Source organism: Desulfosporosinus meridiei DSM 13257 (assembly GCF_000231385.2).
Lineage (GTDB): Bacteria > Bacillota > Desulfitobacteriia > Desulfitobacteriales > Desulfitobacteriaceae > Desulfosporosinus > Desulfosporosinus meridiei.
Genome location: NC_018515.1, coordinates 642822 through 665472, shown reverse-complemented (window position 1 = coordinate 665472; position 22651 = coordinate 642822). Strand labels below are relative to the sequence as shown.

At 42.8% G+C, this 22651-nt stretch carries 24 protein-coding genes; 10 read left to right on the top strand and 14 right to left on the bottom strand.

Translation table 11 applies throughout. The features are described from left to right. Positions 1 to 101 precede the first annotated feature (101 nt). Together DESMER_RS03085 and DESMER_RS03080 are read left to right on the top strand one after the other, a co-directional pair. Positions 102 to 1097 carry a DMT family transporter gene (locus DESMER_RS03085; RefSeq protein WP_014901600.1) on the top strand — a complete coding sequence of 332 codons (996 nt, stop codon included), beginning with the start codon at positions 102 to 104 and terminating at the stop codon, positions 1095 to 1097. An 11-nt stretch (positions 1098 to 1108) separates the two neighbouring features. Continuing rightward, complete coding sequence (locus tag DESMER_RS03080; RefSeq protein ID WP_014901599.1) at positions 1109 to 1378, top strand: hypothetical protein; 270 nt, start codon at positions 1109 to 1111, stop codon at positions 1376 to 1378. A 241-nt stretch (positions 1379 to 1619) separates the two neighbouring features. Here the strand turns inward: DESMER_RS03080 and DESMER_RS03075 are convergent, their stop codons facing one another. Together DESMER_RS03075 and DESMER_RS03070 are read right to left on the bottom strand one after the other, a co-directional pair. Further along, positions 1620 to 2744 carry a two-component system sensor histidine kinase NtrB gene (locus DESMER_RS03075; protein WP_014901598.1) on the bottom strand — a complete coding sequence of 375 codons (1125 nt, stop codon included), beginning with the start codon at positions 2742 to 2744 and terminating at the stop codon, positions 1620 to 1622. A 10-nt stretch (positions 2745 to 2754) separates the two neighbouring features. Beyond that, a complete protein-coding gene (locus DESMER_RS03070) occupies positions 2755 to 4110 on the bottom strand; it encodes a sigma-54-dependent transcriptional regulator (protein ID WP_014901597.1) in 1356 nt (451 codons plus the stop codon). A 324-nt stretch (positions 4111 to 4434) separates the two neighbouring features. On the opposite strand from DESMER_RS03070, the gene DESMER_RS03065 reads away from it, so the two are divergent. The 8 genes from DESMER_RS03065 to DESMER_RS03030 all read left to right on the top strand — a co-directional run bounded on the left by DESMER_RS03065 (position 4435) and on the right by DESMER_RS03030 (position 12577). Next, complete coding sequence (locus tag DESMER_RS03065) at positions 4435 to 5085, top strand: hypothetical protein (RefSeq protein ID WP_014901596.1); 651 nt, start codon at positions 4435 to 4437, stop codon at positions 5083 to 5085. A gap of 3 nt (positions 5086 to 5088) precedes the next feature. Further along, complete coding sequence (locus DESMER_RS03060) at positions 5089 to 6456, top strand: 4Fe-4S binding protein (RefSeq protein ID WP_014901595.1); 1368 nt, start codon at positions 5089 to 5091, stop codon at positions 6454 to 6456. 199 nt (positions 6457 to 6655) lie between these two features. Then, a complete protein-coding gene (locus DESMER_RS03055; protein ID WP_014901594.1) occupies positions 6656 to 7240 on the top strand; it encodes a DUF2318 domain-containing protein in 585 nt (194 codons plus the stop codon). 94 nt (positions 7241 to 7334) lie between these two features. Further along, on the top strand, positions 7335 to 8009 hold the full coding sequence (locus DESMER_RS03050; RefSeq protein WP_014901593.1) for an ABC transporter ATP-binding protein: 675 nt from the start codon (positions 7335 to 7337) through the stop codon (positions 8007 to 8009). A gap of 20 nt (positions 8010 to 8029) precedes the next feature. Beyond that, on the top strand, positions 8030 to 9193 hold the full coding sequence (locus DESMER_RS03045) for an ABC transporter permease (RefSeq protein ID WP_014901592.1): 1164 nt from the start codon (positions 8030 to 8032) through the stop codon (positions 9191 to 9193). Positions 9194 to 9296: 103 nt separating this feature from the next. Then, positions 9297 to 10433, top strand: coding sequence for an ABC transporter permease (locus DESMER_RS03040; RefSeq protein ID WP_014901591.1), 1137 nt, complete (start codon positions 9297 to 9299; stop codon positions 10431 to 10433). Between the two features lie 58 nt (positions 10434 to 10491). Then, on the top strand, positions 10492 to 11184 hold the full coding sequence (locus tag DESMER_RS03035; RefSeq protein ID WP_014901590.1) for a response regulator transcription factor: 693 nt from the start codon (positions 10492 to 10494) through the stop codon (positions 11182 to 11184). A 1-nt stretch (position 11185) separates the two neighbouring features. Further along, positions 11186 to 12577: a sensor histidine kinase gene (locus tag DESMER_RS03030; protein WP_014901589.1), complete on the top strand. Its 1392-nt coding sequence runs from the start codon at positions 11186 to 11188 to the stop codon at positions 12575 to 12577. A gap of 43 nt (positions 12578 to 12620) precedes the next feature. Here the strand turns inward: DESMER_RS03030 and DESMER_RS03025 are convergent, their stop codons facing one another. The 12 genes from DESMER_RS03025 to DESMER_RS02970 all read right to left on the bottom strand — a co-directional run bounded on the left by DESMER_RS03025 (position 12621) and on the right by DESMER_RS02970 (position 22308). After that, positions 12621 to 12905 (bottom strand): SHOCT domain-containing protein, encoded by a 285-nt coding sequence (locus tag DESMER_RS03025; protein ID WP_014901588.1) that lies wholly within the window; start codon positions 12903 to 12905, stop codon positions 12621 to 12623. 68 nt (positions 12906 to 12973) lie between these two features. Next, complete coding sequence (locus DESMER_RS03020; RefSeq protein ID WP_014901587.1) at positions 12974 to 13201, bottom strand: SHOCT domain-containing protein; 228 nt, start codon at positions 13199 to 13201, stop codon at positions 12974 to 12976. 15 nt (positions 13202 to 13216) lie between these two features. Continuing rightward, positions 13217 to 13633 carry a hypothetical protein gene (locus DESMER_RS03015; RefSeq protein WP_014901586.1) on the bottom strand — a complete coding sequence of 139 codons (417 nt, stop codon included), beginning with the start codon at positions 13631 to 13633 and terminating at the stop codon, positions 13217 to 13219. Between the two features lie 299 nt (positions 13634 to 13932). After that, positions 13933 to 14238, bottom strand: a complete 306-nt coding sequence (locus DESMER_RS03010; protein WP_014901585.1) for a 4Fe-4S binding protein — start codon at positions 14236 to 14238, stop codon at positions 13933 to 13935. 17 nt (positions 14239 to 14255) lie between these two features. Then, on the bottom strand, positions 14256 to 16016 hold the full coding sequence (locus DESMER_RS03005; protein ID WP_014901584.1) for an adenylyl-sulfate reductase subunit alpha: 1761 nt from the start codon (positions 16014 to 16016) through the stop codon (positions 14256 to 14258). 21 nt (positions 16017 to 16037) lie between these two features. Continuing rightward, complete coding sequence (locus tag DESMER_RS03000) at positions 16038 to 17531, bottom strand: SLC13 family permease (RefSeq protein ID WP_014901583.1); 1494 nt, start codon at positions 17529 to 17531, stop codon at positions 16038 to 16040. A 241-nt stretch (positions 17532 to 17772) separates the two neighbouring features. Further along, positions 17773 to 18429 carry a Crp/Fnr family transcriptional regulator gene (locus DESMER_RS02995; protein ID WP_242831040.1) on the bottom strand — a complete coding sequence of 219 codons (657 nt, stop codon included), beginning with the start codon at positions 18427 to 18429 and terminating at the stop codon, positions 17773 to 17775. A 118-nt stretch (positions 18430 to 18547) separates the two neighbouring features. Continuing rightward, positions 18548 to 19132 carry an RsbRD N-terminal domain-containing protein gene (locus DESMER_RS02990; protein ID WP_014901581.1) on the bottom strand — a complete coding sequence of 195 codons (585 nt, stop codon included), beginning with the start codon at positions 19130 to 19132 and terminating at the stop codon, positions 18548 to 18550. 234 nt (positions 19133 to 19366) lie between these two features. Beyond that, positions 19367 to 20017 carry an amino acid ABC transporter permease gene (locus DESMER_RS02985; protein WP_014901580.1) on the bottom strand — a complete coding sequence of 217 codons (651 nt, stop codon included), beginning with the start codon at positions 20015 to 20017 and terminating at the stop codon, positions 19367 to 19369. Next, positions 20014 to 20685, bottom strand: coding sequence for an amino acid ABC transporter permease (locus tag DESMER_RS02980; RefSeq protein ID WP_014901579.1), 672 nt, complete (start codon positions 20683 to 20685; stop codon positions 20014 to 20016). The genes DESMER_RS02985 and DESMER_RS02980 overlap by 4 nt, the downstream gene beginning before the upstream one ends. Beyond that, positions 20685 to 21494 (bottom strand): transporter substrate-binding domain-containing protein, encoded by an 810-nt coding sequence (locus DESMER_RS02975; protein ID WP_014901578.1) that lies wholly within the window; start codon positions 21492 to 21494, stop codon positions 20685 to 20687. The genes DESMER_RS02980 and DESMER_RS02975 overlap by 1 nt, the downstream gene beginning before the upstream one ends. Positions 21495 to 21582: 88 nt before the next feature. Next, the gene (locus DESMER_RS02970; RefSeq protein ID WP_014901577.1) at positions 21583 to 22308 is read right to left on the bottom strand and encodes an amino acid ABC transporter ATP-binding protein; all 726 of its coding nucleotides are present in this window, start codon (positions 22306 to 22308) and stop codon (positions 21583 to 21585) included. Positions 22309 to 22651: the final 343 nt, after the last annotated feature.

Genomic DNA, 22651 nt, shown 5'->3' with positions numbered 1-22651 from the left:
CAGTAATTTATACTTTAGTTCTATGTCAAGGCTTGTTAAATATTTCTCATAGTCGGTTACCCTTAGAAGAAAATATTATTTTAAGGAGTTATATAAACACTATGGATGCACAAACACAATCATTATTACTAGAAAAAGACCTCGCCTTTGCAAAAAAAGGTATCAGAAGCGGCTTATTGGCTGGCGCTTGTTGGGGTTTAAACGGTGTTTTAATGGGCATGGTACTCGCTTTAGGGCCATTCACAAACAATATGAGTATCTTTGCTGCACCTTTAGTGGGAGCCTGTATCCACGATGGATTCGCCGCACTATGGCTATTTATTCATAATGTGATTAAGGGGAAATGGCGTGAGTACGCACGAACTCTAAAAACCCGCCCGGCCAAGATGATCATGCTGGCCTCTATTCTAGGAGGGCCCATTGGGATGTCCGGCAATTTGCTGGGGATTTATTTTGCAGGTGCTTCCTACACGGCCGCCATCACCGCTGCTTACCCAGCCATAGGCGCAATTCTGGGGGCAATCTTTCTCAAAGAAAAACTTTCACCTCGTGTTTGGGGTGGGATAAGCTTAGCAATTGTTGGCTCATTCGTAGTTGGAATGGTTCCACCTGAAGGATCAAACTATCCTTACTTTTATCTGGGCATAGGACTAGCTGCGGTTGCTGCCATCGGCTGGGCAGTTGAAGGTGTTATCTCAACTTATGGAATGGATTTAGTCGATCCAGAAATAGCAATAGGTATACGGGAAGCCACATCATTCTTTGTCTATATCTTCGCCATCCTTCCTTTGATAGGAGGAGTTTCCTACCAAATTTTTTTCCATAGTTTCACCACATCCGCTGGATGGTATATTGCTGTTATAGCTATGATTGGAGCTACCTCCTTTTTGTCTTGGTATCGAGCAATGAATATGACAGGAGTAGGGCGCGCTATGGGCCTGAACGTTACCTTTGCTTTATGGTCAGTCTTCTTCGGATGGCTGTTAAATGATTTGCAATTAACCCCTAACCTGATTATCGGAGTCATAATAATTTGCCTTGGCACTATCCTTACCATTGGCAATCCTAAGGATCTCGTCAATCTAAGAAATCGATAAGGAGGCTTACCATGGGACAGCTACCTGTGAAATTTAGAGTAGTAGATATGATCTTCCATAACGAAGGTCTCTCAAATCGGGAAATTACCAAAATGTTAAAAAAAGAGTACCCCCTTGATAGAAATGTTAATGATAAAAGTATCGACGATTATCTGCTTTCCCTAAAAGCCGTTGGCCTTATCGCCCTGACAAACGTCACCTCAGATGGCGACGGCCAGCTAAATCAATGGTATAAAATTACTGATTACGGTTCAAGCCGCATGAAATATATCAGCAAATAACTGGTTCAGCAAAGCTTAACATCGAGACTTCGGCGACGAAAGCCTCCGGTGGATGGTTTCGCCGAGCCGCCTATAACCCTAAAGGACTACTTTGCAGCGAAGGAGGACTCTCCTCTCAACCGAAGCAGATAAGGAACACCCACTTCTATAGTGGGTGTTTGCAATTGATAAACGGGCCTTTCCAGGAAACGATTCTTATAGTACAAAAAGCGTACTAAAGGGATCGTTTTTATCTATTTACTTAAACCAAAGGCAACAGTACCCCAACCCGCGCTCCCCGTTCATTATGATTTGAAATAGTCACTTTTCCTCCATGTTGATCCATAATACGGTGTACAACAGATAACCCTAATCCCGTCCCTTTATCCTTTGTTGTAAAAAAGGGGTCATAGAGATAGGGCATGACCTCCTGGGTAATACCCGGTCCTTGATCAGTAACCGCAAAACCTACATATCCTTCTTCCTCCACGACCTGCAAATGAATCATCCCGCCTATTCCCTGGGCTTCAATAGCATTCAGTAAGATGTTTAAAATCACTTGCTTAATCTGATCCGGATCCACCTCAACCTCCTTCTGATCCAGCTCACTGCGTACCCGTTCCAACTCAATGTGGTTTTGCTGCAGCGCAGGTTGGATCAAGCATACCCCTTCATCTAAAAGTTCCCCTAAAGCAATCTTCTCTCTTAGCAGTTCTTTAGGGCGGGCAAAGGACAAGAACTCGCTTAATAAGCGATTTAACCTTTCACATTCTTCTAAGAGTATTCGACAATACTCCGAAACCACTCCATCGCCAAACTTTTCTTGGGCCAGCATTTGGATACTCACTTTCATTATCCCTAAAGGATTACGAATTTCATGAGCTAAGCCGGCACTCATATGTCCCAGTGCTGTTACTCGTTCAGTCTGCCGGATCTCACCTTCTAATCGTTCCCGTTCCTGTCCTTCTCGCTTTAACTTTTCCACCAATTCTTTTTGAACCATTAGGGCGAGCTGATATTTACGCTTGGCTATTCGTTCTTCTTCTGTTAGAAAGCCTGTTAACCAACCAATGACGTTAATTAAGCCGACTTCTACCCATTGGGTATATTTTGCCGCCGGTGTTAGACTACTCTGCATATGAGTCATCAGCGGTATGAAAAGCAAGGTTATAATGAAGCTGGAAATAATTCCTCCAGCCGGCCCAAAGCGCATAGCCGCGTAAATAACCGGAAGATAATAGGCAAATTGCAAGAGTATATGATAATCCACTTCATAATGATAGTTAGTATAATGAATAGTGGTTAAGATCACTATAACAAGCCCAATTATAATGAGATCAAAGAGAGCTCGAGAACGATTATGTTCTGGAGCTTCATGGTTTTGCATAAAATCCCCCCTAAATCCCCCAATGAGGATCTATTCCGTATTTTTCTAAGCGGTATAGAAAAGCGTGCCTAGAAAGGCCCAACCGCTTGGCAGCCTGACTTTGGTTCCCCCCCGTTTGTTCCATCGCCTGCTGGAGAAAAGACTTTTCTAATTCTTCTAGCGAAACCCCCTGGGGAGGCAAAACAAAGAGATCAGGTTCCTTTACTTTCCGAGCACTGTTAACAATGGGCAACCCTTCATCTCCGATTACCGACCCTTGGGAAATAATCACCATCCGCTCTACCACATTTTCTAATTCCCGCACATTTCCCGGCCAGTCGTACTCCATAAGCTGCTTTAGAGCTCCGGGGCTAAAGGCTTTTGCTTGCCCGTAAGTCCTTAGTTTCTTTAAAAAATGGTTCACTAACAAAGGAATGTCTTCCCGGCGTTCCTTTAAGGGCGGAATAAAAATCGGAAAGACACTGAGTCGATAGTAGAGGTCTTCCCGAAAACGTCCTTCTTGAGACTCTTTCAGTAAATCACGATTTGTGGCAGCAATAATCCGCACGTCAACCTTGATTGTCTTCTCTCCACCCACCCGCTCGAAGGTACGTTCTTGCAGAACCCTTAAGAGCTTTGCTTGAACATTAAAGGACAGTTCCCCGATCTCATCGAGAAAAAGTGTCCCTCCATCGGCTAATTCAAATCGTCCAGTCTTACGAGCATGGGCTCCTGTAAAAGCTCCTTTTTCATGTCCAAACAGCTCACTTTCCAGCAGAGTTTCAGTCAAAGCAGCGCAGTTCACTCGGATGAAAGGTCCATTAACACGAGGACTTAAGGTATGTATCGCATGGGCAACCAATTCCTTACCGGTTCCTGACTCTCCCTGAATAAGTACCGTAGCGGGTGTAAGGGCCACTCGCTCTACTAAATGTTTGACCCCATTCATTGTTTCACTATTCCCCACAAGCTGCCATCCCCCGCTGCGAACTTCTCCTTTTAAATAATCCATCTGTTCACGTAAACTTTCCACTTCAAAAGCTTTCGCAACGGTTATGAGCAGCTCATCAATATCAAAGGGTTTCATTAAATAGTCATGAGCCCCGGCCTTCATAGCTCCAACTGCTGTTGCAGTACTTCCATGGGCAGTCATCATGATAATCATTAAATCCGGATAATACTCTTTCAAGGTCTTTAGAACCGTTAACCCATCCATTTTTGGCATTTTTAAATCTAACAGAACTAGATTTGGCCGCTCTGCTATGGCCCTATCTACAGCCAGTTGCCCGTCCTCAACAACTTCCACCTCATAGCCTTCCCTACTTAAAGCCCTTTCCAACACCCAGCGCATATTCGCTTCATCATCTGCGATTAGAATCCTTCGCATAGTAATTCTCCTCAATTGTGGGATTTCCAACATCACAGTGTGGGAAATCCCACAGTTTTTTTATTAAACCTGTCTTCCACTGCCAACTCTTGTTTAACTTCAGAACTGTAGCCATTAAAGAATCTATCTTATATTCAATATTTGGCCACAAGCCACAAGTATTTATTCTCAAAAAACAAGCCCTTTTTACTCATTTGCCTTCGCTAAACGAGCTTTACGATTATACTTTGAACTTCATTTTAAAAATAAAATATCAAACCTGCCAACTTGGCACACTTTTTGCATATATCCTAAATCAAAATCTACTTTATAGGAGTGTGCTTCATGTCTAAGAACTTTAAATCATCACTTATATTATTGACTTTAGCTTCAAACTTACTATTTGCACTTCCAGTGATGGCCGATACCAAACCTGCTCCATCTAGCACCATGTCCGATCAAAATATGTCAGGCCATTCTTCTTCTGAAGCTGCCCACAATGAATCCCAAGCAACAGAAATCACAGTCGCTAAGGATGAAGAGTTCGAAGTGAGTGTACAGACTTCCCCTGAGAAACCTGTCCCGAACAAACCTGTCACTATTATGATTTCCATAAAAAATCAATCTACCCAAGAGCCTGTTCTGGATGCCTCCGTGAATGTTGGTATGATGCTCATGGACAGTAGTTCACACAGCAACATGACTGGAATGAGTATGGACTCAGACACTACTATCAAAGGACAAGCAACCCTTGACAACATGGAACCCGGAATGTATGCGGTTACTCTCACACCAACAAAACAAGGGGAATGGAGCCAGGACATTCAGATCAGCTCTCCTACTCAGGGGGAAACCACCCTCACGGTGCCACTTACTGTTTCCAAAACCGGTCCTAACTGGCTCCTCATCGGAAGTGTTGGAGGTATAGTAGTACTAGCAGGTATTATGGCCCAATTCCTCAAACAAAAGCAGTCCAGTGTCAAGGAGGTTCAGTAATAAATGAGTCAAAAAAACCAACCTAACTCCTCTCAAACTAAAAACTTTCTTAAGTTTAAACCTCTGAAAAGATTTATGCAAAGTTCACTGTATCCCGCTATTTTTCAATGGCCGGCTGTGATTATTTTCGCAGTCATTATGGTAGAAACCCTAGCAGGGCCTACAAATGCCCATGATAACTTCGGCACTGCCGCAACTTGGGTTCTCTGGTGGCCGCTCCTCCCTCTTTTCTTCTTTCTATTCGGCCGATTCTGGTGTGCCGTCTGTCCCTTTGCCTGGGTGAGTGATTTGACACAGCGGTTTTTTGGCGCTAATCGTAAAGCTCCAAACTTTTTAAGAAAATATGGTCTCTGGATTATTGATATCACCTTTATATTCATCACTTGGTCTGACCACATTTGGGGAGTTGTTGAATCTCCTCGAGGTTCAGGGACTCTCCTGCTGCTCATCCTTGGCGGTGTTATGGTCACAGCTATGCTCTTCGAACGACGTACCTGGTGCCGATATCTATGCTTTCTAGGCAGCTTATCAGGAAACTACTCTCGTACCGGCATGCTGGAATTACGAGCTGACAAAGAAGTCTGCAAAACTTGCACGACTAGAGATTGTTACAAAGGTAACTCTAAAGCATCCGGCTGTCCTATGTTCGAATTTCCCATGGCTATGGAAAACAACGCTAATTGTAATCTTTGCGGCAACTGTATTAAAAGCTGCCCTCATGATTCAATTCGCTTAACTCCCCGCAAGCCAACCAGCGAGTTTTGGGGGATGACCCGAGCACGTTTCGAAGAATCCTTCTTAGCAATTGTCATCGTCGGCATTGTCTTTGTCCAAAATATCACCATGCTGGAGTTTTACCCGACCTACTTGAAGTGGGCAGAACTTTCCCTAGGAATTGCCGACAGGGATATCGCCTTTACCATTCTCTTTGTCATTGCAATGACGACTCCGGTACTATTACTATTCGTAGCAACTGCAATATCTAAACGATTCACTGGCGAAACACTGCGGACTGCCTTCGCTCGTTTTGGTTACGCAGTTATTCCTCTTGATCTAGCCGCCCATATGGCCCACAACTTGTTTCATCTTCTGGCAGAAGGGAAATCCATTTACTACACCTTCATGGGCCTATTCGGTAAACACATTGAGGGACCAACTTCCTTCGTCTCTGACCCAACCATCCAAATTATGCAATACGCCCTAGTCATTTCCGGAACATTAGGATCACTTTATACAGCTTATAGAATCTCGAAGAAGAACTATGGAACTAAGAAAGCTCTATCTGTAGCGATGCCTTATTTAGTTGTCATCTTGATCTTCGGTGTACTGAACTTTCTAACCTTCGTGGTCAGAATGGATATGAGAATGTAATGCCCGTGTATAGTGTTTAGATTGCAGACTGATATCCATAAACCAAGATTTTCATCTTTATAAACTTTAAGGAGAACCTTATAATAGTTTAACGCGCTTCATTCAGCTAAATCAAAATGGTTACTCAGGTGGAGCCAACGCTCCACCTGACAGATTATTTTACATTCACAAAACTTTAAAATACTAAGGAGGACCAGAGATGAATAACAACCTTACGGAAAAAAAACAAAAATTCACCCAGCCTCAGAAGAACAATACCTTGCTTTACACTATTGCAGGTATCTTAACTGTTGTTATTATGATAGGAACCTATTTCTTTGTATCGAACAGCAACAAACCTAATCCTTCGGTTACTGCAGCTGCAGATATTGGACAAACAATGAGTTACAGCCCTAGCGAAAAACTTGAGCAGACGAAAGCAGAAAGCAAAATCGAAAACGGAAAGGCCATTGTTACCACCCTCAGTACAGTGAAGGAAAAGAAATTTATTTGGACAGAGTATAAAGAAAACGGAAAAAGGATTCCCTTAACAGCTTTTGTCCAACCCGACGGAAAAGTGATGGTAGCAGTCAGCTTTTGCGAACCCTGTAAAGGCGAAACTTTCCACATTACTGGAAATCAAATAGTTTGCAATGTCTGTGGGACTACCTGGGATCTTCAGACACTTAAGGGGTTAAGCGGTGGTTGTCAAGACTATCCCCCGGAAGCACTCACTTACTCTTTAAATGGCGACAATCTTGAAATCCCTCAAGCAGTACTTGATGCTTGGGAACCCAGGGTTTAAAAAGTCTTTCTTAACGCACTCGTTTTACGGGTGCGTTAACTCTAACCGGGGCGCTATATAACTTTACTTGCTGCAACTTAGGAGGAAACGCTAAATGTCTTTAATTAAAGTGTGTGAGGTTAGCAAATCCTATGGCGATGGAGACAAACTCGTCGAAGCCTTAAGCAATATCAATCTAGAGATTAACCAAGGGGAATTTTTAGCTTTGATGGGCCCTTCAGGTTCCGGCAAAAGCACGCTATTAAGTATTATAGGAGGATTGACCCCCCCGACCTCCGGCACACTCCTGATCGATGATATTGATGTCTATGCCTTAGACTCGGAACGATTAGCAGATTTCCGTCATGAATACGTGGGATTCGTTTTTCAGCAATATCAATTAATTCCTTACCTGACTGCCTTAGAGAATGTAATGCTCCCGCTGGCCATAACCTCCCGCCCCGGAAAAGAACAACGTGAGATGGCCTTAGAAGTTTTAGACAAAGTTGGTCTTCGCTCCAAATCCCTTCGTCTCCCCAGTCAATTATCCGGCGGGGAGCAAAACCGAGTGGCCATTGCTCGAGCCATTGTCAATCGTCCGGCAATTATTTTTGCAGATGAACCCACTGGAAGTTTGGACTCAAAAACAGCAAAAGAACTTTTAGAATTGTTCCAAGCCCTGAACAAGGATGGTCTAACTATTATTATGGTAACTCATAATGAAGAAAACCTAGCCTGGGTCTCCCGCGCTATTTATATCCGTGACGGATTTTTGGCTCAAATCCCATAAAGCATTCTGGAGGACTTGAAATGCGTCTTACAAACATAGCGTTGCAAAATATTCGCCGCCGCAAAACACGCTCAGTACTATTAATGCTTAGCGTCATTATTGGAGTGGCTTCAATAATTTTTCTCTATACAACGACCCAAGCCATGAAAGAAGATATCGCCAACAAGCTTGATCAATTTGGTTCCAATATCCTCATTCTCCCTGAAACAGGTCAATCCTTAACCTTTGGCGGCATTACTGTGGAAGCTCCCTCTCAAATCAAAGAGTTGGATATGTCCTATATTCCGCTTATGCAAACCATCAAGAATAAAGAGACCCTGGCTACCATTGCCCCAAAACTTTTGGTAACTACTAACCTTAATGATCGAGATATTTTGTTGTTAGGTGTAGATTTCCCTCAGGAATTGCGGCTGAAGAAATGGTGGAAAGTAGATGGCCTGGAGAAAAAGCAAATTCCAAACTCCGGTGAGGTGTTATTAGGGAGGGATCTGGCCCTTTCTCTCGGGCTTGCCTCCAATCAAACTATAACCATCCTAGGGCAGCCCTTTAAAATAGCCGGTGTTATCCAGCCCACAGGTTCTATCGAGAATGATCAAGCAGTATTTATGGATTTATCAGTACTACAAAAATTAGCTGACCGCCCTAATATGATAAGTCTCATTGAAGCAGCCGCCTTATGTTATACCTGTCCTATTGAAGAGGTTACTCAACAATTAAGGGATAAACTGCCCGGCACTAAGGTCACTGCTTTAATGTCCAGCTTAGAATCTCGAGAAGATACCTTTAACAAGTTTAACCTCTTTGCCCAGAGTGTCGCTGTGATTATTGTGGTTACCAGCAGTTTAGTAATTACAATGACCATGAAAGCTTCTGTCGAAGAACGAACCAGAGAAATCGGCATCTTTAGAGCAATTGGCTTTAGAAAACGTCATATCATAAAAATCATCCTCGCTGAGGCAGGCTCTTTGAGCTTTCTGGGCGGATTAATAGGTTATAGTCTTGGCATGAGCATGGCCGTAAATTTTGCTGCAAAGCTCATGAAATCTCAAGTCCCTATTTCCTGGCAATCAGATTTACTGCTCTATACCCTTTGTTCCTCACTGCTAATTGGCCTGCTCGCCGGCCTGCCCCCCGCTTGGAGAGCCGCCAAGCTTGACCCAACCGAATCATTGCGCTATCTGTAAGCGTGTAAACGTGTAAAGGGGACGGTCCTTTTAACACACTTCAGCATATTTCTCATGCAAACTTCAGTCTTAATGGAATAAACTTTCAATTTCGGAGGAAACCATGACTTTAACAGATATTGCGATCCAAAATTTACGCCGTCGGAAGGGAAAAACTCTTTTCTTACTGCTTACGTTTATTTTAGTAGTGGCCATTTCTGTTACATTGAATTCATTAGCTAAGAACATGCAAGTGGATCTACGAAAAAGCTTAACTCAATATGGAGCCAACGTCGTTATAACTCCCAAGTCCGAACAATTTACCCTTAGCTACGGAGGGCTCTCAGTTCCCGGAGTTAATTACGAAGTTAAGCATTTAAGCGCCGAAACCTTAACCCAATTAAAAAGTTATCCTGATCTGATGTTAAACAGCATTGCCCCCAAAATTATTGGCTCAGCCTCCAGCACTAACAATCGCTATCTAATTATTGGCGTTGATTTTCCCAGTGAAGTAAAAATGAAACCCTGGTGGCATATTGAGGGCCGATTTCCCCTTGAGCAAGAGGTTCTTATCGGCTCAGATCTGGCTAAGCAAGAAAACTTAGCAATTGGGGATACTCTGGAACTCAACCGTCAGATCTATTCCATTGTGGGGATCATGCAGTCAACAGGCGGCTCAGAAGACAATGGAGTATTTACTGATTTCAGTACCGCTCGATGGATTACCGGAATCGATTCTTGGTCTATGATCGAACTCAATACTGCTCAACCGGCTAATACTGCAGCTCTCCTAAGTAAAGTTCTACCGGACGCTAAGGTTGCAGAAATCTCTCAGTTAGTCCAGGGAACCCAAGAAAATATTGATCGGTTTACAAGCTTTTCCCTGCTTAGTTCTCTCATATTAGGGCTTATCGCTATTTTGATTATATTCGTTACTACTACAGGTAATATCAACGATCGTATTACCGAAATTGGTATCTTTCGAGCTATCGGTTTTCGGCGTCAACATATCTTGGCCATTTTTATGCGTGAAATACTTTTGGTAAGTCTTGCCGGAGGAATTATTGGATATTTTCTCGGAATCTTGACCTCGGCTTTGATTGCCCCCATGGTTTTACAAAAATCCATGAGTTTTGCCTTTCATCCTGTCATTGCTTTGACCGCAATCAGCGCTTCTGTCATAATAGGAATAGTCTCAATTCTTTTCCCAGCTTGGCTGGCCATTAATATAGACCCTGTAGAAGCGTTATCTTCGATTTAAAACAGCTTATTAAGATATATCTTTCTAACCCAATTTCGCATAAAGGAGTCAGTCAGCAATGAGGATTTTACTAGTTGATGATGAGAAAAAAATAACAACAGTGCTCAAAGCCTACCTCCAACAAGAAGGTTACCAAGTCAGCACTGCTATTAATGGCCTTGCCGCACTGACCATGTTTAAAGAAAATCCTTTTGACTTGCTCATTCTGGATTTAATGCTGCCTGGCATGTCGGGAACCGAAATTTGCCGGGAAATCCGAAAAATATCTTCCGTACCAATCATTATGCTCACAGCAAAAGTTGAAGAAGAAGACCGTATCCAAGGGCTAAGTATGGGGGCAGATGATTATATTACGAAGCCTTTTAGCCCTCGGGAAGTGGTGGCCCGTGTGCGAGCTGTATTACGCCGTTCCAGTAATGAAACTGCTCCTCTGGCAGACATAATTTCTTATGACAATGGTCTAACCATTAATAACCTACAGTATGAGGTCAGGTTGGATGATCAAGAAATCTCTTTAACTCCTACTGAATTTAAAATTCTGGGTGCCTTAGCCAAGCATCCCGGCCGGGTATTATCTCGAGGGCAGCTAGTCGAAATTGTTCAAGGGCATGACTTTGGGGGGGATGACCGGGTCATCGATGCCCATATTAAGAAAATTCGTCAAAAGATTGAAACCACTCCGAGTAACCCGCAAATAGTTCTCACAGTATATGGCATCGGCTATAAATTCAATCCGAATGCGAGGGAATAAAATGCGTACCAAATTGTTTCTTTCCACTCTCATCGTTGCGCTTATTACCTTAGCATTCAGCATTATTTCAGTAAATTATGTCTTTAAACAACAGTTTAGCGATTACTTAACACAGTTAAATGAAGCCACCTTAGAACAATTACCCACTCGCCTAAGCGAACTGTATCAAGCTAAAGGCTTATGGGACTCAACGGCTCTGGCGGAATTAAGTCATTCTCTCCCGACTGGTGCCGTTGTTACTCTGACTGATCCCAATGGCAAATTAATTGCCACCTTAAACAACCCCATGGGAACTATGATGCACAGCCAAAAGGGAATGGGCATGGGAATGAATATGTCCACCTCTTCCACTACGCAGTGGAAAACAAAGACCCTAACAGTGTCTGGACCTTTGGGGACATTAGCCACTGCAGAGGTACGCTACCCAGCAACAGCCCAAATTCTCAATCCTCAAGATGTCCAATTCCAATCCGCAGTCTTTCGTTCATTGCTTTTCGCTGGAGGATTAGCTCTGCTCTTTGGCATACTTCTTAGTTACTTTACAAGTCGTCAACTCGTCGCTCCCCTCAAACGATTAATTAAAGCCGCAGACCGCATTGGTCATGGTTACCTAAGTGAACGAGTTTCAGTCAGCTCCCGGGACGAGGTAGGACAACTGGCTAAAGCATTTAACTCCATGGCCGACAATTTAGACCGTCAAGAGACCCTGCGCAAGCAATTTACTGCAGATATTGCTCATGAATTGCGAACTCCCTTAACCTCAATTAAAAGTTATATTGAAGCCTTTCAAGATGGAGTCCTGCTCGCTGATCAGGAAAACTTATCTTCTATTCATGAGGAAATTAACCGGCTTGTTGACTTGTCAAGTGATCTTAAAGATTTAAATGTTGCTGAGATAGGTGGAATACAGCTCAATCTGAAATCTGTAGATCTAAATCACCTTATTCAGAAAATAATTCATGGCCTTTATCCCCTTTTCCGGGAAAAGAATTTAGCTCTGAATTGGCAGCCTCCAAATGAAAGCCTGGGGATATTAGGTGATGAGCGCCTTCTTACCAGGCTCTTCTACAATATAATTCACAATGCCTACAGATATTCAGACCCGGGTGGACAAATAGACCTTACTCTTACTCAGACTTTAGACTCTGTAGAAATCAAAATAAGCAATACAGGTATGGGCATCTCGGAAGAGGATCTTCCCTTAATCTTCGAACGCTTTTATCGTGGGGATAAATCCAGAACCCGGGAAACAGGAGGGACGGGTATCGGGCTAGCGTTGGTTCGGCAGATCACTCAACTTCATCAAGGAACCATCGCCGTTCAGAGTAAAATCGGCTGTTCAACGGAATTCATCATTAAACTTCCTAAAAAACTAACAGTGGCTGAGGAATAATTCCCAGCCACTGTTAGTCTTTGGACTCATTTCCTTGTCAAATTCATTTAGCCTCTAAATCACGTTTTCTACTTTGAAACTCTTCAGAATCAATCTCCCCACGGGCATATCGTTCACGCAGGATGTCTATTGCAGTAGGCTTCCCGATTGCAAGGTTATACCCCTGTAAGGCATTGCGACGACGAAACAGATAGATTCCTAGGATAATTATCCCAACCCAAAAGATAAAGTGCAATCCCATACCGGCCATTCCCATCATTCCGTAGCCCCCGCTTCCGTAACCACCATGTCCCCAGCCACCCATCATATTACCCCAACCGCCCATCATATTAATTCCTCCTTTAGACAATTTTAAAAACTAGTTTTAAATATTCCCTTTGAGCATAATTACAAACATTATTTATCCTTTTTAAGGGATATGGGCTGCTTTTGGATATAGAGCTCTTGTTTCCTTTCAAGGTAATCCTCTCGTTGGATTTCACCCCGGGCATATCGTTCATTTAAGATTTCCAGCGAAGTATTCGCACCAAATCGATAGTTAATGCAGCTTGAACCTCCGGAATTCGCTGAACTGTTCCAACAATACAAAACAACAACTAAGAGAATGAAACCGAGCATCATCATTTAAGTTCGCCCCCTTTAATTATTTGCTCTCCCATTCATCATCGAACCATAAGAGCCTCCCATTGCCCTTTGGCTATTCATCATGTTTGCTCCATAATTGTTCATAATCTCATTCATTCTATCTAGATTCTCCCCCATATGAGCTCTAACTGTTGGATCTGAATTCATAAGTTCTTGCATTTTCTCAATATCTCCAGTTTGCATTGCACTCTGCATGCCCTCTGAATTATGAAGATTTTGCATTTCCGGGGAATTCATAAGCGTTTGGTGTTGTTCAGGTGAAAAAGTTCTTTGCATATATCCATGCATTTTTCCAAACCATGAGTTTTCCGGTTGGTTAGCTGTTTCAGCTAAGGCAGGCAAGGTCAAGAGCCCTAGGGCTAAGGTTGTTGTTCCTAGGATTGCTGTAATTCTTGTACTGATTCTTTTCATGAAAATTCCTCCTCAATCAATTCTAATTTGTGTTTGCTCCCGATTGTTTTGCTGTTCTTCTATGTCCTTAGTCTAACTCTCTGATACGATTTACTCATGAAAAAGTTGTGAATTTCTGATGAATAAGGACAAGAAATAACTGTTATGTTGAATCGCAATTTTCATCAATAGCACCGTGCAGCGGGGTGGGGGTTTAAGTTACCAAAAAAACAAATCCTTGGAGATGCCGATTTTTTGGCCTCCAAGGATTCTTAAGTCATGCTAGCTATTTGTCATATTTGATGTCGTTCCGTTATGGGTTATTTATTGTGGGTTTTTACCAAAAATTTATCTACTTTTCCATTAATATCGATGCATGTCCACTCAATTTCCTTTTCCCTAACCTTAGGAATAAGCCTAGCCGGATAGTACCCTAATTGATAGGGGATCCGCGTTTCAAGTGCTTCGAATCGGCAGGCTTTTACACAGGCCATGCAATCCCAGCAATCCCTTTTTGCCCGACAAAAGGCCTTCTTTTTCTCATTTAGTTCCATTAAATCCCCCGGACAGATCTCTTCACATTTTCCGCACCCTTGACATTTATCTTGATAAACTACTGGCGGCATCTCTTCACCCTCCTATCTTAAGCTTTTAAACGATCACCCGAGATGATTTGTTCATAGGGGCGAGTAAACATTTCCACTTCTTTGGTTTCAGGATTATAACGAGAGTTCACAAAGCAATCATATTTTTGATCATTCTTTTCCGGAAAATCTGCACGGGACTGCCAACCTGGCCATCTGGTCTCTTCACGGAACATTAGGTGGTGTACCAAAACCTGGGCTACGTCTAATCTGTCAATAACTTCATGAGCATCCATCAGCTCATGAAGATCGGAAGCGATCAGATATTTGACCTGATCCTTCAAAATCTTGAGATTGCGCAGAGCATATTCCAAACCTTCCTTATTCATTCTAAAAAACTGATGCACGCCTCCAGCATATTCATCCATCAGGCGCTGTAGTCTCTCTTCCATTTCTCGAGGCTTAACTCCATCCCCCACGGAAATATGCCGGAAACCGGGAGCAAAAATCCTCTCCTTCTCTATGAGAATTTGTTCCTCGTTGATGATCCCCTGTTGGATATCGGCCACATATTCAACGGCAGCTCGGGCGGATAAAATTCCCTCAGCAGCACAACCACCCACAAATTTGTTGGGTGTTCCACCGGCCACATCACCACAGGCATACAATCCGGGCAAAGTTGTTGCTCTTTTTACATCGACCCAGTATCCGCTGGCTGTGTGTCCACCCACAATATAGGGGTCAGACCCATAAATTTCGATGGGTTCTTTATTTAAATCTTGAGCTCGGCTGGCCAGGAATAAGACATAACTGGGACGCTCGTTTAGGTAGTCGTATTTCATATCATGAATTTGGTCGGGAGTCATGTGGGTGGTATCTACATAGCAGGGACCGCGACCTTCACGCCACTCGTCCATAGGCAGGTTGGCCCGAATATAACGGGGAGCTGCATCTCCGCCCAGATGAGCGTACCGGGTTTTCAATATTTGCTCGCCCTTGCAATTAATCATAGGGGTTTTATATCCTACTGAGATAGTATCGATAGGGCCATTAAAATCTTTAGTACGGGTGGCACACCAACGCATTTCAAAGGTGGTCATTTCGGCACCCTGACGGATACCGATGGCAAAACCAGTACCTACGTTAAAGGGAGCATACCAGAGCTGATGGTGACTGTCGTTGCCGTCGTTTTGGTAAGGCTTATACAAACCCGCTGCCCCGCCTGTTGCTATAATGGTTGCCTTGGCTCGTATCACATATACTTTACCGTCCCTTACCCCAAAACCAATAGCACCGATTACTTTATTACCCTCCATTAGGTAATTGGTTGCTACCACTCTGTTAATAATTTCGCAACCCGTCTCACGGGTTTTTTCGGCTAGAATAACTTTCATCTCAGAACCACTGATGGTGATATCCCATTTACCTCGAGTTTTGTATTCATCCCCGTCTGCTTCATACTTAATGGGCATACCCCACTCTTCCCATTCTTCGATGGGCTTGTTTAAAACCTCTGCCATGGAAATTGTCAAATCTTCCCGGAGCAGACCCCCCGCCTGAGAACGGCTCCAGCGCACAAAATCTTCGATGGTACGATCCTTCTTAATGTAGGTATTAATCGCATCCATACCACCAGCTAGGCAACCACTGCGATCAATGTGGGCTTTCTCCATTAAAGTAACTTGCAAATCTGGGTTGAGACGCTTGGCCTCGATAGCAGCAAAACAACCGGCATTTCCAGCTCCGATAATCAGAATATCGGTATCAATGCGAACCTCTTCAATTTTCTCTAGGGAACTGGGCATTTTTGCTCTTGACATCATATTTTCCTCCTTTAAAAGTTATGGAGTGGGTACCCAGATAGGGTAGCCAGTGAAGGCATACCAGGGCACCATGATAAAGACCATATAGAGAATAACCATCAATGTTAATGGGGCACCAACTTTAACGAATTCACCAAAGGTAAACTCCTCAGTTCCATAGGCGATTAGACAGGCGGTTACCGAGATAGGCAATACAAACGCGTAACTATCTACATTCAATACCATCATGGTAAAGGCTACCGTGTTCAACTTAAGCATAGGCGCCATTGCTGCAACAATGGGCGCCAGCAGAGTTACAGCTGCAACATTGCTTACAATACCCAAGCGGCTGATTTGTACTACTACACAGATAAAGATGCTAACCCCAATCCAACCCCAGGCTGGTGCTAAACCAACCAGGTGAGAAGCAATCCATTTGTCCACACCTGTTTTTTCAAAGGCAGATACCAAGGACAGGGAACCGCAGAGCAACAACCATGTACCAAAGATCGTGTTAGATTGCACTTTTTTCCAGGAAAAGTCAGTAAGCCCCGGAATGAATAGTACCATCACGGCTATCAGAGCAACCAAGGCCATTTGGTATCCGTGTATTTGTTCAGTTGCCCATAAAGAGATTGCAATTCCAAAGGTAACCAAAACTATCCACTCTGTACTAGTCATTTTACCCATGGCTTCTTTTTGACGGCTGATTTCTGTGATACCCCCGGGGACTTCAATATTTTTAGTTTTCATAATCCAGTTGACCCAGTAATACATGATTACCAAAATTCCAAGTAATGGCCAATTCATCCAACCCCAGGTTCCCCAATTGATCACGTCTTTTTCAATTGCCTGATTAATAGTTTGAGCTACAATAACATTGGACATATGGCTATGCATCAGGATAGTACCGCTTGCCAATGAAGCAAAACCGATGCCCACCATCGTGAATACCTTTCTTGCTCTGGCGCCTTCGCCAGTTTTTTCAAACAAGCTGTTTAAACCTTGAATAATCGGCAGGAAAAGTGCTCCCCTGGCATTCGTGGCCGGAACCAGTACTGCCGTAACCAAATGAGCCCCAATTATACCTTTTAGAACACTCCCAACCGTGGGTTTGACCCTTGAGACAATACTCAGGGCAATTCTCTTGTCTAAGCCAGTGGTCTGCATAACAGCCGCTAAAATAAAACAACCAAGAATCAGGAACGTAACATTACTGGTAAAGCCACTAAAGGCATCCGGGAGTTTCTTAGCTGCGCCAGTCAGCGATAATAAGACCGGAATCATTAGCCCTGAAACTGCTAAAGGCAAGCCATCACTCAACCAGATGATTGTGGCCCAGCCCATCACAGCCAAGGCTGCCCGTCCGCCTACTGTAAGACTCTCAGAAGTAGGAATGAATAGTAGAATTGCGGCAAAAACTAACCAAGAAATAATGAAACCCAGTAAGGCATTCTTACTTTTGCCCGTTTTATTGGAAATCACCTTAGTACCTGAATTCTGTGTTTTGGGCTGTAAAACATGATCCGACATTGGTACCCCCCATTTCGTCATATAGTTAAATAAACAATCTCTCTTTGAACAGTTAAGTACAACCCTCCGTCCTATTCTTTTGTATGTGAAGATTTTAACAACACAAATTGATTGTTAAAACCAGACTGAAGACATTTTTATGTCATTTTAACGACAAAGAAATCCAGCCGACAAAATAAAGGTCGGGCAAACGACCTTTATTTTGTCGGCTGGATTACATTCTTTCTGATGAGCTATTTTACTATTCTTGAATCCAGGTTTTTAGCTTGTTGGGATTTACACCAACAATCTCTCTACCTTCATATTGGATGCTTCCATCTTCCTTAAACAAGTTGAGCAGCGACGAAATTGTTTGCCTTGCTGAACCTATCACACAGGCCAGTTCTTCCTGAGTAACCCGCAAGCGCACATGAATAATACCGTCTGCCCCTTTGTCCCCGGAACGTTCAGCCATAGCTAACAAAAAAATCGCCAGCCTCCCTTGGATGGGGTTCATGATAAAATCATAGATAGTATTTTGAGCTTCCCTCAACCTATCACTCATCAATCTGACTATTTTCTCAGAAAACATTGGCAGCTCGGCCATCATCTTTTTAAAACCATCTTTCCATATAATCAGAATAGAGACATTATCCATAGCTTCTGCACTATATTCTCTCTCATTGATATTGCTAAGCACTTCAGCCAGACCAATGAAGTCCCCGGGATAACGAAGTGCCACAGACACCTGACGACCGTCCGAGGTGGTGCGATATATTTTCACTAAACCAGATTTAATATAATAAACTTCGTTGGCTTTTTGGCTGGTGGAAAAAATTATCTGCCCTTTGGGATATTTAATTTCTGAAGCTATTTGATTTAAGTAGTTCAGTTCTTCTTCGGCTATCTCTAACATCATCTTCCCCCTCTTACAAGACAATTAATATTGAAAAAGCCGGTATATTACCGACTTTAAATCTCTTACCCATTATATCATTTTTAACCGCCAGCTAATAAAGTTCTATCATTTGTGGTTATTACTCTTTTGTCTTGTCGGAACCATTATTAGGGTTGATAGAGGGACTATCTCTATGTCCGAATTCTTCCACTGGGAGCTCAGACATTAAATTTGCCTTCTTAAGCAAAGTAAATGTCATTCTTTTTAGTTCATCTGTCCTAAGTTCGTACAGCTGTTCCCTGCATCTTACATAGATATTGAAAGCATTAAGAGCAAGCCTGTCAATTTCTGATTCAAACTTCATGAGCTCACCATATATTTGATGCTTTTTTATATCCTGTTCTAGTTCTTTACGAACCACTCCTTTAAGAGAAAAAACAAAGCTCAAGGCTTTGGCCGGGGTGAGATCTTGGATAGCCCTAACTCTTATTATATCATCAATGAAGGGCAGCTCCTCCTCAAGTCCCTCTCCGGCAATTAATGCTTCCAGAATTTTGTCCATTCCCTCAGTAAACGTATGACCAACCGGATTTCTAAACCTATCTTTCTGATCCTTCAAAAAGCCCGAGGTATCTGTGGGATATGTCGCCATGATTGCATCAAACCACTGCTGCAAGATAGCTGGTTTCTTTTCTTCAATGAGGTCTTTTATCATCATATCCATTTATTTACGCTCCTTATTTATAAACGCATGCCCTTAAACCTTTTTAATACCCGTTCTAATTATGGCCTTAACCTATTATTTGTGGATCCAATTTAATTATGTAATCATATTTGCAACACGGAGATTTGCCAAAATATAAGAACCCTTTGGAGTATAAAAAAATACTAGCAATAAGTACTCTCTTACTGGTAATAAAAAGGCGACCCCATTAATAGGGTCGCGACTAGTTACAAATTAATAGCTTTGATGAATCATTTTTAATTGTTGCCGACGAGCTAAAATTGAAAGTGAATAATTCAAAACGAAGTACGTTGAAGCAATCATTCCAAATACTGTAAAGACTTGACCGGTTGTTCCGTATTGGCCCAAAATAATCATGCCCTTGCCAGTAAGATCTTCAACCCCTACAACCCATACGAAAGATGTATCCTTAATAACTGTTATAAACTGAGATACTAAAGGCGGTATCATCTTGTGCATGGCTTGCGGTAGGATAATATGCATCAAGGTTTGGCGATAAGAAAAGCCCTGGGACTTGGCAGCTTCCCACTGCCCTTTGTCAATGGAGGTTAACCCCCCTCGAACTATCTCAGCAATGATCGCTGATGTGAAGACTGCAATTGCCACAATTCCCGAATTAATCGGCTTCATCGTAGTCATAAAGCGAAAAACCAAAATAAAAAGCAACATGGGAATGTTTCGAACACATTCAATATACAAGGCAGCAATTCTGCCCAGAATAGGCTGTTTAGAGTAACGAGCTATTCCCAGCAGGGTTCCAAAGACAAAACTGATCAGTATTGCCATGACAGCAATATACAAGGTCGTCATAAGTCCTTGACCAAGAAAGCGAATTAGTTCAGGTTTAAATACTTCTTGAATCATGCAGATACCCCCGTTTTACCTTCGAAGCGGCGTGTCAGCGTTGCTAAAGGTAAACAAAGCAGGAGATAGAGCAGCCCTACTGCAACATAGGCAGGCCCATAATATAGATTATCGCTTGACCAGGAGTCCGCACGATACATCAGATCTCCACCGGCTACCATAGCCATTACCGATGTGTTTTTGATCAAGTTAACTGCTTGATTAGTAAGGGGTGGCAAAACTACTCGAGAAGCTTGCGGCAAGATAACATGCCGCATTGCTCCCCAAAAACTAAATCCCTGCGATAAAGCTGCTTCCATCTGTCCTTTGTGAATCGAGTTGATTCCGGCCCTGACCACTTCGGCGATATAGGCCCCATGATAAACCCCGACACCTAGAACCCCCACGGTAAACACAGGCAGCATAACGCCCATATGCGGCAGCCCATGATAAAGAAAGAAAACCTGAATAACCAGAGGCGTGTTTTGAATAAATTCCACATAGACGCGACTTACTAGCTTTGCTAGTGTCCACTGAGAAGTGCCTAACACCCCAAACACTATCCCCAGGATCAAGGCTAATGCAAGTGAAAGGATGGCTACCATGATTGTAGTTTTAAACCCCTCAGCAAGTACCGTCCAATCACGGAAAAGCGCTTCCCATTTAAACCAAGCAAAAGGACCAACCACTATTTAAGCCCCCACTTTTGAATCATTTTATCGAGTTCACCGGATGCTTTCAGCTCGGCAATGGTATCATTAACGGTTTTTGCTAAGCCGTCATTTCCTTTCTTGGAAGCAACGCCATAGTCTTGAGGACTGAAACTATCGTCCAAGATAACCGTTGAGTCATCTAAATATCCAAATAGGATAGAACCATCTACGGAGAAACAGTCAACCCGGCCGGAATCCAAGGCAGTCTTAATTTCCGGATAGGTGCTGAACTCTAAGAAAGTGATTTTCGATCCAATTTTATCTGCAGCCTCTTGAATGGCTTTCTTACTGGTTGCACTTTGAGCAACACCAATCTTTTTGCCATTTAAATCTTTGAGACCCTTAATACCGGAATCCTTTTTAACCATCAATTTTACACCATCTGTAAAATACGAATCAGAGAAGTTATAGCTCTTTTTGCGCTCTTCGGTAACTGTGAAAGTTGCTATGACCAAGTCTACGTCCCCGCTATCCACTAATGGGCCACGTGTCTTTGCTGTTACTGCAGTGGTTTCGATTTTCTCAGTTCCCAATATTTTTTTAGAGATAGCTTTAGCTAAGTCAATCTCATAACCATCAACTACGTCAGACTTAGGATCCTTATAGCCAAATTTAGGAACATCAACTTTTACCCCTACTTTAAGAACTCCCCTGTCTTTAATAGCCTGAACATCTGCCGGCAGTCCGCCGCCGCTTTTCTCAGGAGCCGCTGGAGTTGATCCACATCCTGTTACCAGACCGGCAACTAACAATAGACTTGTCAAAACCATACCGAATTTTTTCATGTTTTATCCCCCTCTTTAAACTTTCTTCGGCTCAAGATACCTGTATCTTGGCACTAACTTCAGTACACCTATAGCACCGAATTTCAAACTAGCGCAAAATTCGGCTTAGGAACGATTTAGTTCGTTCGTGGGTAGGGTTTTCAAAAAAGCATTTAGGAGTATTTTCTTCTACAATCTGTCCGTCATCCATGAAAATAACGCGATCTGCGACGGTTTTAGCAAAACCCATTTCATGGGTAACTACGACCATCGTAATTCCCTCGTGGGCTAAATCAACCATAACGTCGAGAACTTCCTGAATCATCTCAGGATCTAAGGCTGATGTTGGCTCATCAAAGAGCATGATTTTTGGACGCATTGCCAAAGCTCTGGCAATCGCCACACGTTGCTGCTGTCCCCCAGAAAGTTGAGAGGGATAGACATTAGCCTTTTCTTTCAGCCCTACGCGTTCAAGATAGGCTAAACCAGCCTCGGCGGCCTCAGCCGGGGACACTTTTTTGATAAGTATTGGGGCAAGAGTTAAATTTTCTAATACCGTTTTGTGCGGATAGAGATTAAATTGTTGAAAGACCATCGCAACTGATTGACGAACCTTAGCCACTAATGCCTTGTGAGCAGTAATTTCAACACCATCCACTGTAACCTTACCAGAACTCGGCTTCTCTAAAAGGTTCATACATCGAATTAGTGTACTCTTGCCTGATCCGCTGGGGCCAATGACCACCAATTTTTCTCCCGTTTTAACTGTTAAATCGATATTTTTCAAGACGTGCAAATGACCAAAATGTTTGTTTACCCCTTCTAATTGAATCAAGCGGTTTCTCCTTCCAATTATTCTATTTTTTACCATATTTAGCACCCAAAATTTATTATTCCAGATTCATTATTCGTCGAAAAACACAAAAATTCCTCTTTTATGTAATAAAGAATAATGTATACACATTGCTAGGTTGACAAAAAGTTACCCTTGCTCTAAACTTAAGGCGAGCTGACATTGAGTTCGCGCTAATGAGCGCGACTAAATCGGAATACCATCTGCTATGGAACTTCACGTTACAAAGATACCTATCTTTGCTGGCATGTTGTGCAGGTGAGCCCGTACAGAGAAGGGACAACAATAGTTGTCTCTTTTTTGTTGCAAGTAATTTACAGGTACA

What these genes read in the sequence shown, in the direction of transcription:
- DESMER_RS03085 (WP_014901600.1), top strand. Translation starts at nt 102, where the DNA reads ATGGATGCACAAACACAATCATTATTACTAGAAAAAGACCTCGCCTTT.
- DESMER_RS03080 (WP_014901599.1), top strand. Translation starts at nt 1,109, where the DNA reads ATGGGACAGCTACCTGTGAAATTTAGAGTAGTAGATATGATCTTCCAT.
- DESMER_RS03075 (WP_014901598.1), bottom strand. Translation starts at nt 2,744, where the DNA reads ATGCAAAACCATGAAGCTCCAGAACATAATCGTTCTCGAGCTCTCTTT.
- DESMER_RS03070 (WP_014901597.1), bottom strand. Translation starts at nt 4,110, where the DNA reads ATGCGAAGGATTCTAATCGCAGATGATGAAGCGAATATGCGCTGGGTG.
- DESMER_RS03065 (WP_014901596.1), top strand. Translation starts at nt 4,435, where the DNA reads ATGTCTAAGAACTTTAAATCATCACTTATATTATTGACTTTAGCTTCA.
- DESMER_RS03060 (WP_014901595.1), top strand. Translation starts at nt 5,089, where the DNA reads ATGAGTCAAAAAAACCAACCTAACTCCTCTCAAACTAAAAACTTTCTT.
- DESMER_RS03055 (WP_014901594.1), top strand. Translation starts at nt 6,656, where the DNA reads ATGAATAACAACCTTACGGAAAAAAAACAAAAATTCACCCAGCCTCAG.
- DESMER_RS03050 (WP_014901593.1), top strand. Translation starts at nt 7,335, where the DNA reads ATGTCTTTAATTAAAGTGTGTGAGGTTAGCAAATCCTATGGCGATGGA.
- DESMER_RS03045 (WP_014901592.1), top strand. Translation starts at nt 8,030, where the DNA reads ATGCGTCTTACAAACATAGCGTTGCAAAATATTCGCCGCCGCAAAACA.
- DESMER_RS03040 (WP_014901591.1), top strand. Translation starts at nt 9,297, where the DNA reads ATGACTTTAACAGATATTGCGATCCAAAATTTACGCCGTCGGAAGGGA.
- DESMER_RS03035 (WP_014901590.1), top strand. Translation starts at nt 10,492, where the DNA reads ATGAGGATTTTACTAGTTGATGATGAGAAAAAAATAACAACAGTGCTC.
- DESMER_RS03030 (WP_014901589.1), top strand. Translation starts at nt 11,186, where the DNA reads ATGCGTACCAAATTGTTTCTTTCCACTCTCATCGTTGCGCTTATTACC.
- DESMER_RS03025 (WP_014901588.1), bottom strand. Translation starts at nt 12,905, where the DNA reads ATGATGGGCGGTTGGGGTAATATGATGGGTGGCTGGGGACATGGTGGT.
- DESMER_RS03020 (WP_014901587.1), bottom strand. Translation starts at nt 13,201, where the DNA reads ATGATGATGCTCGGTTTCATTCTCTTAGTTGTTGTTTTGTATTGTTGG.
- DESMER_RS03015 (WP_014901586.1), bottom strand. Translation starts at nt 13,633, where the DNA reads ATGAAAAGAATCAGTACAAGAATTACAGCAATCCTAGGAACAACAACC.
- DESMER_RS03010 (WP_014901585.1), bottom strand. Translation starts at nt 14,238, where the DNA reads ATGCCGCCAGTAGTTTATCAAGATAAATGTCAAGGGTGCGGAAAATGT.
- DESMER_RS03005 (WP_014901584.1), bottom strand. Translation starts at nt 16,016, where the DNA reads ATGTCAAGAGCAAAAATGCCCAGTTCCCTAGAGAAAATTGAAGAGGTT.
- DESMER_RS03000 (WP_014901583.1), bottom strand. Translation starts at nt 17,531, where the DNA reads ATGTCGGATCATGTTTTACAGCCCAAAACACAGAATTCAGGTACTAAG.
- DESMER_RS02995 (WP_242831040.1), bottom strand. Translation starts at nt 18,429, where the DNA reads ATGATGTTAGAGATAGCCGAAGAAGAACTGAACTACTTAAATCAAATA.
- DESMER_RS02990 (WP_014901581.1), bottom strand. Translation starts at nt 19,132, where the DNA reads ATGGATATGATGATAAAAGACCTCATTGAAGAAAAGAAACCAGCTATC.
- DESMER_RS02985 (WP_014901580.1), bottom strand. Translation starts at nt 20,017, where the DNA reads ATGATTCAAGAAGTATTTAAACCTGAACTAATTCGCTTTCTTGGTCAA.
- DESMER_RS02975 (WP_014901578.1), bottom strand. Translation starts at nt 21,494, where the DNA reads ATGAAAAAATTCGGTATGGTTTTGACAAGTCTATTGTTAGTTGCCGGT.